This window comes from Nostoc sp. CHAB 5836 (assembly GCF_020829445.1).
In the GTDB taxonomy this organism is placed as follows: domain Bacteria; phylum Cyanobacteriota; class Cyanobacteriia; order Cyanobacteriales; family Nostocaceae; genus Nostoc.
The window spans coordinates 1-12,807 of record NZ_JAIVFV010000033.1; the positions used below are offsets into that span (position 1 = coordinate 1).

General features: G+C 42.8%; 8 protein-coding genes. 5 read left to right on the forward strand and 3 right to left on the reverse strand.

The window, feature by feature from the left end:
* The first annotated feature begins 554 nt into the window (after window positions 1-554).
* The 3 genes from kdpB to LC605_RS09465 all read left to right on the forward strand — a co-directional run bounded on the left by kdpB (window position 555) and on the right by LC605_RS09465 (window position 5,092).
* On the forward strand, window positions 555-2,663 hold the full coding sequence (gene kdpB, locus LC605_RS09455) for a potassium-transporting ATPase subunit KdpB (protein WP_229547338.1): 2,109 nt from the start codon (window positions 555-557) through the stop codon (window positions 2,661-2,663).
* Between the two features lie 136 nt (window positions 2,664-2,799).
* Window positions 2,800-3,399, forward strand: a complete 600-nt coding sequence (kdpC, locus tag LC605_RS09460) for a K(+)-transporting ATPase subunit C (RefSeq protein ID WP_229547306.1) — start codon at window positions 2,800-2,802, stop codon at window positions 3,397-3,399.
* 475 nt (window positions 3,400-3,874) lie between these two features.
* Complete coding sequence (locus LC605_RS09465; protein ID WP_229547307.1) at window positions 3,875-5,092, forward strand: universal stress protein; 1,218 nt, start codon at window positions 3,875-3,877, stop codon at window positions 5,090-5,092.
* Between the two features lie 145 nt (window positions 5,093-5,237).
* Here the strand turns inward: LC605_RS09465 and LC605_RS09470 are convergent, their stop codons facing one another.
* From LC605_RS09470 to LC605_RS09480, 3 genes are all read right to left on the reverse strand, one after another.
* On the reverse strand, window positions 5,238-6,737 hold the full coding sequence (locus tag LC605_RS09470; RefSeq protein WP_229547308.1) for a carotenoid oxygenase family protein: 1,500 nt from the start codon (window positions 6,735-6,737) through the stop codon (window positions 5,238-5,240).
* Window positions 6,738-6,781: 44 nt separating this feature from the next.
* Window positions 6,782-8,200 carry a folate/biopterin family MFS transporter gene (locus LC605_RS09475; RefSeq protein WP_229547309.1) on the reverse strand — a complete coding sequence of 473 codons (1,419 nt, stop codon included), beginning with the start codon at window positions 8,198-8,200 and terminating at the stop codon, window positions 6,782-6,784.
* A gap of 693 nt (window positions 8,201-8,893) precedes the next feature.
* A complete protein-coding gene (locus tag LC605_RS09480) occupies window positions 8,894-9,661 on the reverse strand; it encodes a PEP-CTERM sorting domain-containing protein (protein ID WP_229547310.1) in 768 nt (255 codons plus the stop codon).
* 363 nt (window positions 9,662-10,024) lie between these two features.
* Between LC605_RS09480 and LC605_RS09485 the strand changes: the two genes are divergently transcribed.
* On the forward strand, window positions 10,025-11,224 hold the full coding sequence (locus tag LC605_RS09485) for an anhydro-N-acetylmuramic acid kinase (RefSeq protein ID WP_229547339.1): 1,200 nt from the start codon (window positions 10,025-10,027) through the stop codon (window positions 11,222-11,224).
* Window positions 11,225-11,754: 530 nt separating this feature from the next.
* A complete protein-coding gene (locus LC605_RS09490; RefSeq protein ID WP_229547311.1) occupies window positions 11,755-12,768 on the forward strand; it encodes a glycosyltransferase family 2 protein in 1,014 nt (337 codons plus the stop codon).
* The last annotated feature ends 39 nt before the right edge of the window (window positions 12,769-12,807 follow it).

Here is a 12,807-nt window from a genome sequence, read left to right on the forward strand (position 1 = left end):
ATTCGTCATACATCTGGTATTTGTTCAAGATAGGCAAGAAATCAATTCCAGATGCAATCCTCATCCCCCGCTCCCTATCCCCACCCTATGAGTACATTGAGGGTGGGGACTTCCGCGATAAGTTAAAGAGAATACTAAAAAATAAATTATCCCGTTTCGTAGGTTTTGTCGGGTGTGTTAGCGATCGCGTAACGCACCCTACAGACCAGGGCTATTTCATTCTAGATAGGACTTACGCAAAATAATGAAAAAAAACGAACCGCAAAGGGCGCAAAGGACACAAAGGAATAAGAGTTTCAGAGAGTTGTTGCGTAAGTCCTACTAGACATAAACCACCCGGAACTGAAGTTCCTCTCTTATGGCTAAAGTACGTTTTAACGGACTATAAGCTTTTCTCAGTCGTCTTGAGACGACTTTCGCTATAAGAGAGGTAAATTTATTCTGAGGCGGGCTAGATGAGAATGAAATAGCCCTGCCCTACAGAGCGCTACTTCTAACTCCTAACTCCAAACTCCTAACTCCTAACTCCTAACTCCTAACTCCTAACTTCATTTATAAATCAAGTGGCAACTAACTCTAAAGCTAGACGCCCAAATTCTCGTTCTGGCGATCGCCGCCAAGGACGTAAAAAGACCAGGGCAAGAAGTAATAAGTGGCTGTACTTAAGGGCAATTAAAGATGCTTTTGTCAAGCTGAACCCTAAGTATGCAATCAAAAATCCAGTGATGTTTGTGGTTTGGGTAGGGACAATCATTACCCTATTGCTCACGATTGATCCCAACCTATTTGGCCCAGCTCTCCAAAAGAACCCACAACCTTTCAACGGCTTGTTGTCGGGGATTTTATTCTTTACAGTTTGGTTTGCCAATTTTGCCGAAGCAGTGGCAGAAGGACGGGGTAAAGCTCAAGCTGATGCCTTGCGAGCAACCAAGTTAGAGGCGATCGCTAAAAAACTTGCCCCCGATGGCACACTGAGTGAAGTTTCATCCACGGCCCTCAAACAGGGCGATACCATCTACGTAGTTGCTGGCGATATTATCCCCGCCGATGGCGAAGTAATTATGGGTGTGGCCTCGGTGGATGAATCGGCAATTACTGGGGAATCCGCACCAGTATTAAAAGAATCAGGCTCCGACGTTGCCAGTTCCGTCACTGGTGGGACGCGGATTATCTCAGATGAACTAATTATCCGCATCACATCTGACCCTGGCAAAGGTTTCATTGACCGGATGATTGCTTTGGTAGAAGGGGCAGAACGCAGTAAAACACCCAATGAAATTGCCCTAACGGTATTGCTGGCAGTTCTAAGCTTAGTATTTTTGTTAGTCGTAGTAACTCTGCCTCCACTTGCTTACTATGTCAACAGTCCAGTCAGCATCCCAGTTTTGATTGCCCTATTAGTAGCCTTAATTCCTACAACCATTGGCGGCTTACTAAGTACCATCGGCATTGCTGGTATGGATCGAGTTGCCCAATTTAACGTCATTGCTACTTCAGGACGAGCAGTCGAAGCCTGTGGTGATGTCAACACTTTAGTTCTCGACAAGACAGGTACAATAACCCTCGGTAACCGTTTGGCGGAAGAGTTTATCCCCATCAACGGTCATTCAATGTCAGAAATTGCTCATGTTGCTTGGGCGGCTAGTGTCTTTGACGATACACCAGAAGGTAAATCCATTGTCCGACTGGCGGAAAAGTTGGTAGCACGGTTTGATTTCGACCCCAACTACGCAGAAGGGGTCAGTTTTTCGGCCAAAACACGGATGAGTGGTACTAACTTACCTGGTGGACATGAGGCTAGAAAGGGAGCAGTAGAAGCCATTAAAGGATTTGTCCGTTCGCGCAATGGACGCGATACGGGAGAATTGGATGCTGTCTACGAACGAATTTCTCGCCTGGGAGGTACACCCCTAGCAGTCAGCCTAGATAACGAAATCTATGGGATTGTTTATCTCAAAGATATTGTGAAACCTGGTATCCGCGATCGCTTTGAGCAACTGCGACGGATGGGAGTACATACCATCATGTTAACTGGAGACAACGGGATTACAGCCTCTGTGATTGCCAAAGAAGCTGGGGTTGATGACTTCATTGCCGAAGCCACACCAGAAGACAAAATCAGCGTCATTAAAAAGGAACAAGCAGCAGGTAAGCTGGTTGCTATGACCGGAGATGGAACTAACGATGCTCCAGCATTAGCCCAAGCTAACGTCGGCGTTGCAATGAATACAGGGACGCAAGCTGCCAAAGAAGCCGCCAACATGGTCGATTTAGATTCCGATCCCACCAAGCTGATCGATATCATTAGCATTGGCAAACAATTGTTGATTACTCGCGGGGCATTGACGACATTTTCCATCGCTAATGATATTGCTAAGTACTTTGCAATTATCCCAGTGATATTTGTCGCTGCGAACCTCCAAAGTCTGAATATTATGAATTTGACTAGCCCTAAATCTGCTGTACTATCAGCGCTGATTTATAATGCTTTGATTATTCCCGCTTTGATTCCGTTGGCATTGAAGGGTGTGCAGTTTAGACCACTAACAGCTAATCAGCTACTCCAACGCAATATCTTAATTTATGGCTTAGGTGGGGTGATTGCACCGTTTATTGCCATTAAGTTGATAGATATACTGATTACAGTTGTGGGTTTAGCTTAAGGTAGAAACACGTGCTTGAATGTGTTAGTTCCTCCAGTTTTTATGCTGTTGCTAACAGCATCCTGGAACGTCATTCTGCTTGGGTAAAAGAATTAAAAATTAAAAATAAAATATTAGCAGCAATTGGAAAATTTTTATGGCTATTATTCGAGAAACCATCAGAGCAATTTTCATAACTCTGATGCTTTGGTTGTTGACTGCAATTATCTATCCTCTGGTAATCCTTGTAGTGGGTCAAGTTTTTTTGCCCTATCAAGCTAATGGCAGCATCATGCAGAATCTAAATAATCAACCAATTGGTTCGGCTTTGATTGGTCAGGTATTCACATCTGAGCGATATTTTCATCCTCGTCCCAGTACTATTAGATATAGCCAAGGAAAAAAAGCCAAGCCAACGGGCATATCTGGAGCCAGCAATCTCGCTGCGAGCAATCCAGAGCTACTAAAGCGGATTCTAGAACAGGCAAATCAATTGCGAGACGAAAATCTTCAACCGATAGCTGATATAATTTATACTTCTGCTTCCGGTTTAGATCCACATATTTCCTTCAAAGCAGCACGGCAGCAATTATCGCGGGTTGCTGACGCCCGTGGAGTAAAGGAAGATGAAATCCTACGTTTAATTAATAAGTATACTGATGGTAGATTTTTATGGATTTTTGGCGAACCGGGAGTCAATGTTCTCCGATTGAATTATGCTCTAGACTTACAAGATATTAATCGTCAGCAAAATTAATAAATGGGGAGTGGGGAGTTAGGAACAAATAGATAACTTTTTCATTACTTTCTGTGCCTCTGCGTGAATCAGAAGAGGATGTTTTAAAATATTCGTGCAAGAGACAGCATAAATAAAGTGAGAACAAAGGGCACGCTACACAAGCACAACAAAGGGTCAATAACCCCACCCTAAAGAGGGATGGGGCTTGTAAGAAACAAATCTTACGTGTTTGACTAGCCCACTGAGACTAAGTAAGTCGGCAAGAATAAACCAAACTATATTACGAAACGTAAATACACCTTAAACCGTTATAAATGACAAAGGACAAATGACAGTCTTAGCCAGTTAGCTTTATTTGCGTCGCTCTACTTAGACTCAGAATTCATTCTGAGGCGGGCTAGATGAGAATGAAATAGCCCTGGATTGAAATCCCCGTCGGAAAATGTCTTGAATTTTGAATTTTGAATTGTTAATCCCCACTCCCGATTTTAAAATGTCAGATAATAGTAATACTAATTCGGCTGGCACTGCACCTCTCAATTCTGCAAGCGACTCCCTTTATCCGGCACGAAGACGGGGCAAGCATAAAATATTTATTGGCATGGCTCCTGGAGTAGGCAAAACCTACCGGATGCTGGAAGAGGGACACGCACTCAAACATGAAGGAATTGATGTTATTATTGGGCTTTTGGAAACCCACGGACGCAAGGATACGGCTGAGAAGGCAGAGGGACTGGAGATTTTACCCCGCAAGCAATATCATCGGGGTGAGTTGATACTAACGGAAATGGATACAGATGCTATTTTAAAGCGATGTCTGGCGACAAGCCGCTTCTCTACGGGAAGCTTTGCGAATGCGTCTACGCCCCAATTAGTCTTAATCGATGAACTTGCCCATACCAACGTCCCTGGTTCCCCACGCGAAAAACGCTACGAAGATGTCGAAATAGTTTTGGCATCAGGCATTGATGTCTATTCCACAATGAATGTCCAACATTTGGAAAGTCTTAATGATCTAGTAGCCAGAATTACAGGTGTGGTAGTACGTGAGCGTGTTCCTGACAGAATTCTGGATGAAGCAGATGAAATAGTGATAGTAGATGTTACACCAGAAACCTTGCAAGAACGGTTATTAGAAGGCAAGATTTATGCACCCCAAAAAATCCAACAATCCCTCAATAATTTTTTCCAACGCCGTAACCTGATTGCTTTACGGGAGTTAGCTTTGCGGGAAGTAGCAGACAACGTGGAAGAAAATGCGATCGCCTCCACTCCCAACGGGCAATTTTGTAATATTCACGAGCGGGTTTTAGTATGTGTATCCACCTATCCCAACTCAGTGCAGCTGTTACGCCGAGGTGCGAGGCTGGCTAACTATATGAACGCGCCGCTTTATACCTTGTTCGTTGCCGATCCACAACGCTTCCTCACCAAAGAGGAAAGCTTACACATCCACACTTGTGAGAAACTTTGCAAAGAATTTGAAGGTACTTTTCTTCGTGTTAGCAACAGTAACATTGCCAATGCGATCGCTGAAGTTGCCGAGAAATATCGCATCACCCAAATTGTGATTGGAGAGAGTCAGCGAACCTCCTTTGGAGGCGCTTTGCTAACGCGCTGGCAAATGCTCCTCAAAGGATCTTTGACGCAAAAATTGGTACGCTTGCTCAAAAATATTGATTTGCATATTATTGCCAGCGAAAAAATGTAGGACTTACGCAATAACTCTCTGAAACTCTTATTCCTTTGTGTCCTTCTCTTACGAGACGCACTCGCGAATGCGCCCTACCCTGCGGGAAGCTGCTTTGCGTCTATGCGGTTCGTTTTTTCATTATTTTGCGTAAGTCCTAAAGAAATCAAATTTCCCCAAAAACCTCAGAAGTAAAGCTCCCATGCAAACCATAGGGGATATGATGCTTCAGATGTAGCCGTGAAATTGCTCCTTTAGAGAAATCACTAGCATCCAAAATTACCAAATCTGAGCGGTGATCAGCAGCATCATAAACCAAAGCTAATACCCAACCATCATCTTCCTTCTCACAATCTGGGCGCGGGACAAAAATCGGTTCACCCACAAAACCACGGGGTGCAACACTCCAAAGTTGTCTTTCTCCAGACTCTAAATCAATTTTCAGCAATGCTTGTAAAGGAGCATTACCAGTTTCTGCATGAGCCGCACCCATATATAGATATCGATAAGAGCGTCCCACATTCGCTGGATGTATACTGGAAAATTCGCAACAACGACCATCAATCAATTCCCGGCGGACTGTCCCATCCTTTAGATTCAGATAAAATCGCCAGAGTTGCCCAGGTGAAAACGCCTCAAAATCACTTTGCCGAAAATCGCTTTGAGGTTCCACTTCTGGGAAATTTTGGTAGCAAATGGAGTCAATCAAAACTTCTTCTCCTACCTCAAAAGCATTAACGTGGTGGAAGACAAAACCAGAGTGAGTTTCCAAAACTTTGATTTTTTCTTGCCCTTCTTTGGGGAAGCGGGGAATAATTATAATTTGAGTAGGCTGATTTGGTTGAAATTTGATACATTCTCCCGCCGCACGTATTCCCAAAACAAAAGGTATGGGATTGAAGGTGACAGGATTTTGAAAGAAGATACAGTAATTGGGAGTAATGACAAAATCGTGGATAAAACAGAAACCTCGAATAATATGAGCGTGCTGTCTGACAATTTCGCCCGCAGGATTTAGCTCGAAAATATTAATGGTGGTAGATAATCCTGGCTTAATCGAGAAATTTACCAGACAAGGTGCGCCCCCATCTTCTTCACAATTCTTTTCCAAGCGGGGATGTGCAGCGAAAGCTTCACCTGTTGACAAAACACCATTAAAATACTCTTTACCCAAGGTTTCAAGAGTGTAGGGATCAAGGCGATGTGCTTCAGCCGCTTCCCACAGTGCTAGCAGTTTACCACCCCAATAGATAACATTTGTATTAGCAATATTTTTGAGTTTGAAGTCAAAGATATTAGCTAGCCAACCGCCAGGTTTTTGAGTACCAAAAGTACCACGATAGAGGATTTTTCCTGCCTTTTGCTCTGCCAAATAGCCAGTTGTGTGGACAAAGCGGTTGCGGAAATGAGCGCGACCGTTGGTAAAGGTAATTTTACTAATCATCCCATCCCCATCAAATGGGTGATGAATCAATTGTCCATTCACATCCAACAAACCAGGGCCATTTCTAAACAGCGTACCTTCTAATTCTTTGGGAATTTCCCCTTCTATATCATCAATCCAATAATCAAACTCTTGGGTGAGAGATTGATATCCTTCTTGCCAGTCTTCACGAGTGTAGGATTTTTCTGTAACTAAGCTCTCTTGATTTTTAAAGCTCTGCATATACTTTGTTATTTATTGTTACCTTGTGCAAAAATATCTAGTTGCTAAAAAGAATTTTTTTCCGACTCTGCTTCTCTCAGTACCAACTCAGACATCAAATCTGGCAAAAACCCTTGTTCCCCATCTTTCGGTGTCTCAGTTTGCTCATTCGCAGCCGGTAGCCAGTTGACAAATGGTAGGGGTAACAGCGTACTAAGGTTAGTAATTACCACCAACAGCCAAAGTGACTCAAAGTTCGTTGCGGTGATCCCCAGCCAATAGGTGATTAATGCCCCCAATGCATGAGAAACGGTTGCTGCTGAATTAAACACCGACATTAACAAGGCAAATAATGTCGCTCCCACACCAGAGGGACAAAGCCTTGCTGCTAGAACCATCACTTGCATAAAGGCAATTTTCCCCATGACAGTGAGAATAAGGCTATCACCCAAACTAAACCAATGGTCATCTATACCCAAGAGCCTGTTTGTGTGAGTCACTAACAACAGCACCGTCATTCCTAAAATTGACGAAAGGACGGTACTCCAAACAAAAATCACCCGAAAAGGGATGCTTTTGAGGAAACGTTGAAAAATCCAAACACCTGCCAAAGAAGCGAAACTTGTCACCAAGTGTACGCGCCCCAAAAATTCGGGTTCAAAGTGTAGTTCGTTGGTAGCGAAGTAGAAAAAGGCTGAGTCCGCATTTGGGGTAGCTTGCCAGATGAAGATAAACGCCGTTGGTAGCCAAATTGTTTTTTGGGTAATGGCTTGGCGTAGCTGCCCCAGTTGATGTTTGATTGGTAAAGAGTTGGTCTGATTACTATCTTGAGCATCTTTGCTAACGGGGGACTCAGCAATTAACCAAGCTACCCCTGAAACGATGAGAGGAAATAAGGCAGTAATTCCAAAGACAGTACGGGTAGTAAAGTATTGAAGCAGCAGACCGCTAAAGTATGCTGTTATTAAACCTCCGATCGCAGAAGCACCCCAACACAGAGATTGTAGTGAACCGGCTTTAGCTTGCGATTCGCCTCTGACTCGTTCCACAACCAGCGAGTCAACGATGACATCACTCATGGCGACACTAAGAGAACCAAGAGCGATCGCTAAGATCGCTGCCCAGCTAGTATGAACTATTGTGGCCAAGCTGACCCAGGAAGCAGTTCCCAGTATCCCAGATAAAATCAAGTAAGGACGCCGACGATAGCCAAATATAGGCAAGCCATCAGAGATAAAACCAAACACCGGCTTGATCATCCAAGGTAGGAAGACAATTCCCAATAGCGCCGACACCTGAACTGGACTCAGCAGTAGTTCATCTTTGAGGAAAAAGCTCACGGCCAGACGTGATAGCCCTAAAATTCCTTGGACAAAGTAAACGGTGAGAATTGCAATTAATTCTGCATTGGGTTCATTACCCAAGAAGAGTTTTTGTGTTACTGAGTCTTTGACCTTGGACAAGCCAGATGATTGAAGCACCATTCGATAAATATTTTTTAAGTTTTATCTACTTTTCTATCATATCGATTCTTAGGATGTGGGCTTTGTGTCAGTCTTACTCTGAAAGCTTACTATGGGTTGCGTTGTCCCTAGGAGAAAATCTGATCATCAATTCAGGACTTACGCAAAATCATGAAAAAACGAACCGCAAACGCGAGTGCGTCTCCCCCTGGGAGAAGGACGCAAACGCGAGTGCCTCTCGTAAGAGTTGGACGCAAAGGAATAAGGTTTTAGAGAGTTATTGCCTAAGTCCTAAGTACAGATGCAGCATAAAATCGTGGCGAATTGAGGGTTGAAATTTAAACGCAGAGGGGCGCAAAGGGAAGCGCATAGGCGCTTCGCCTTCCCGTAGGGTAGGAACGCAAAGAGAATTCGCTACGAATTTATGAAATATAGGAATCCGGTTTGATTTTTGAACAACATTAAGTATTTGTAGGGTGCGTTAGCGCAGAAAGTACGGCACCATTCTTAAGGATTCGGTGCGTTACGCGAAACGCTAACGCACCCTACGTATCTGTTCAGAAATCAAATAGTAGTCCTATATTGTACTAAGAGTTTCAGAGAATTATTGCATAAGTCCTACAATTGCAAAAGGATTAGGGCGAGTTTACCTAAGTAAGCTCGCCCTAATTTGTATTTAATATTAAATTGTCGTCGGAAGTTTTTAAATCCAGCTTACGAATCAGATTGGCTAACGCTTTGCAATTTCTCGTTCTTGCGCTTGCAAAGAAACATACCACCTACAGCCAGCATACCCAAGATAACACTAGGTTCAGGAACAGACTTAGGGTCAAAACCTGTAAATCTGCCAGTTCCTAAACGGAAAGAATGGTTGTCGCTTTCAAATCCACCACCATTTGTGGTTGCTTGGGAGATGACAATCTTGTTGAAAATATCGTTGCTGCTATCTGAGTAGAAGTGAAGGTAGCCATTGCCTTCACCACCGTGCTGTGAAGCCTTAATTGGTGCAACTGGGTTAACATCCTGAGTTGTAAATGATTTAATCAAAGTATTGCCATTGTAAAAGGAGAAGGTGTTATTGTTACTGATAGCTCCCCAGTCAATACCGAAATAATTGAGGTAATTGTCAAGGTTGATTGTGACTTGATCACCGTTAAAAACTCCTAGATATTTAGTACTATTGACTTCACCCTTTGCACCAGCAGGTGCCCATTGGTCAGATCTAACACTGCTGTTTTGACCAGTTTCAAATGAGTACTTAGCGAAACCAGTCGTTGGTGCTTGACCATTATTGAAGTCAATAGTTCTCGTACCCTCAAGCTGAGTAAACTCAGAAAAAGCACCTTGGTTAGTTTCTCCATTAGGGCCTGCAATGCCAGTACTTACTTTCAAAGAAATAGCCTGGGCAGAACCTGCACAGATAAATGAGGAGATTGCAGATAAAGATAGAGCAGCGATATAAGCAATTTTTTGAACAGACATAATGTTGATATTTTGTAGTTTTATTTTTTGATTAATTTGGGGTGCGATTTGAATTCATTATGTGATGTCTGCTAGAAAAAATAACACCATGAAATTACTGGATTTGTATTGGTGTCCAATCCATATATTTGGCAAAGAATTTGCTAGCTTATCGAAGCTAAATAAGTAGTTTCACTTGGCAAAAAAGTAGATAGATTATCTGTTCTTTATCTGAAGATAAAAAAGCTGTAAAGTTAGACCATCTATATTAAGAATTTGTATCTTGGGAGGTTGTCATTATTAAGGATTAATTAAGAGGTTGTTTGACATGGGTAGTAACATCAATTAAACTACCTCTTGCAACCAACAAAAGAATCTTTATCGATGCATCCGACCGAAGAAGCTGCTGTCCCTACTCGCGTTATCGGTTTAATTAGTGGCACATCCGTAGATGGCATAGACGCTGCGTTGGTAGAGATTTCCGGCAGAGAATTGGATCTCAAAATTGAGTTGATCGCCGGGGCAATATATCCCTATCCAGCCGAACTCAGACAAAAAATATTGGCAGTTGGTGCAGGCGTTGCCATCTCAATGGCAGAATTGGCAGAAATAGATGATGCGATCGCCGTTGTCTTTGCTCAAGCCGCCCAAAATATTCAAATTGGTCATCAGCCAGCCACTCTCATTGGCTCCCACGGTCAGACGGTTTATCATCGGCCACCTGCTAATAGGGGAATAGAAAAGAAAACCACTCCCCGTTCCCCACTAGGTTACAGCCTACAACTAGGACACGGTGCATTAATTGCTCATCTTACTGGCATCACAACTGTCAGCAACTTCCGTGTTGCTGATATCGCTATTGGTGGCCATGGTGCGCCTCTCGTACCCAGAGTAGATGCCTATTTACTCAGTCATCCCCAAGAAGGGCGTTGTATTCAAAACATTGGTGGTATTGGTAATGTTGCGTATATTCCGCCTCGGCGTGGCGACTGGCTCTCAAAAATTCGCGCTTGGGATACCGGCCCAGGAAATAGTCTGTTGGATCTAGCGGTGGAGCATTTGAGCGCTGGTGCTAAAACTTACGATGAAGATGGCAATTGGGCAGCGAGTGGTACTCCTTGCGATCCATTAGTAGAACAATGGCTCAACCAAGACTACTTTCATTTGCCGCCGCCCAAATCTACTGGTCGAGAGTTATTCGGCGTGACTTATCTGCATCAGTGTTTAAAAGATGCCCAAGGATATCAACTCAATGCTGCCGATGTACTGGCAACTCTTACGGAACTCACAGCTGCTTCAATTGTTCACAGTTACCGCACTTTTTTGCCGGAAATGCCACAGAGGGTACTATTATGTGGCGGTGGTAGTCGCAATCTCTATTTGAAAGGTCGATTAGAGTTTTTGTTGGCATCAGTGCCTGTCTTGACTACAGATGAAGTCGGCTTGAGTGCAGATTTTAAAGAAGCGATCGCTTTTGCAGTTTTAGCCTACTGGCGACATTTGGGTATTCCTGGGAACCTACCTACTGCGACTGGAGCGTCTCAAGAAGTGCTTTTGGGAGAAATTTACCAAGGTCGGTATTGAGAGGTCATTTATAAAGCAATACGCTTCAATTAAGCGAAGGCTCCATTGCTCTAAGTACGTTGGTGCGAAAAAAATCAAGTATGTTACGAAACGTAAATAAGCTTAAAACCTTTACTAATGACCAATGACAAAGGACAAATGACAGCCTTAGCCAGTTAGCTTTATTTGCGCCAACCTACTTAGATCCTGTTGTAGAGCGTTACTGGGTACTAGGCGATCGCCAGCCTTGTAGTGGGTTTGAAATCTACACGAATTTCAGAAGATATATACTAGATATATAGTAATATTTTGGCTGGTCAGTCAGCTCAAAGGCAGTACTGTCTCAGGCTTATAGGCCGAAAGCCCTCGCTCAAACAACTCTGACAAGGCACTGGTTACCCAAGGTTTAATGTCTCATGCTTAACCTTAAAGAATACTCGTTGATCTCGTCTACCTACTGAGTTGTATAGTAAATAAGAAATGATCAAATTATGGTCGGGGTTTTAGCATTTTTACCTAATCATGTAGTCAGTAGTCAGGAGTTCAGTTTTGTGAATCCTAAAGTCTCTGTCATTATCCCTGCTTACAATACTGAAGCTTATATTGCCAAGGCAATAGAGTCAGCCTTATACCAAACGCTCCGTGATATTGAAGTTATCGTAGTCGATGATGGTTCAAGTGATCAAACTGTAGAAGTCGCTAAAAGTTTCACTGATCAACGTCTCAAAGTCATAGTTAATGAACAAAATCTTGGATCTGCTGCTGCACGTAATCGTGCCCTCAGAGTAGCCCAAGGAGAATGGATTGCTGTACTTGATTCAGATGATTGGTATGCTCCCGAAAGATTGGAAAAGCTTGTATCTCTGGCAAATGAAGTGAATGCAGACATGATTGCTGATGATCTTTATTTGATCAAAGATCGTGCAACATCTCCTTGGAGTACATTGATTCAAGAAAGTGGAAAACCTATAGAAAAAATTATCCCAATTGATATCGTTTATTTTGTAGAAACTGATGTCTATGCACAACCAGGGTTGCATCTTGGTTTAAGCAAGCCTCTGTTCAAACGAGAATTTCTGCTTAAGCACGGCATTGAGTACGATGAAGACATCAGGATGGGTCAAGATTTTTGGCTTGATATGAAATGCTTAATCAAAGGAGCCCGCTTTTTTCTGGAACCAAAACCTTATTATTTCTACTACTCACGACCTGGGTCTCTTGTACATCAAAGCCAAGTACCACGTCTAAATCAATACTGCAATGCTACTAATTCTTTCATCCAACAAGAGATTGTAAAAAAAAATCCAGCTTTAATGCGTGCTTTATCTTATAATCTTGCAGTCTCGAAGAAAAATCTAGCTTACTTTCAAGTTGTAGAGCCTATAAAACAAGGAAAATGGTTAACTGCATTGACAGAAATCATCAAAAACCCAAGATTTTTTTCTGATTTTATTTCGCGATTTAAAAATATTATCGGACGTCGAATTCAATACTATTTGATGGGTAATACATCAAGTTTTGACATTTCTTATAACATAGAGAAAAAACGAAAAACTACCAATTAGAGACTTTCAGTAAAAAAACATCCCATCCCTGCGGGACGC

Coding starts and splice junctions, on each gene's coding strand:
- LC605_RS09480 (WP_229547310.1), bottom strand. CDS start 9,661: ATGTCTGTTCAAAAAATTGCTTATATCGCTGCTCTATCTTTATCTGCA.
- LC605_RS09470 (WP_229547308.1), bottom strand. CDS start 6,737: ATGCAGAGCTTTAAAAATCAAGAGAGCTTAGTTACAGAAAAATCCTAC.
- LC605_RS09475 (WP_229547309.1), bottom strand. CDS start 8,200: ATGGTGCTTCAATCATCTGGCTTGTCCAAGGTCAAAGACTCAGTAACA.
- LC605_RS09485 (WP_229547339.1), top strand. CDS start 10,025: ATGCATCCGACCGAAGAAGCTGCTGTCCCTACTCGCGTTATCGGTTTA.
- LC605_RS09465 (WP_229547307.1), top strand. CDS start 3,875: ATGTCAGATAATAGTAATACTAATTCGGCTGGCACTGCACCTCTCAAT.
- kdpC (WP_229547306.1), top strand. CDS start 2,800: ATGGCTATTATTCGAGAAACCATCAGAGCAATTTTCATAACTCTGATG.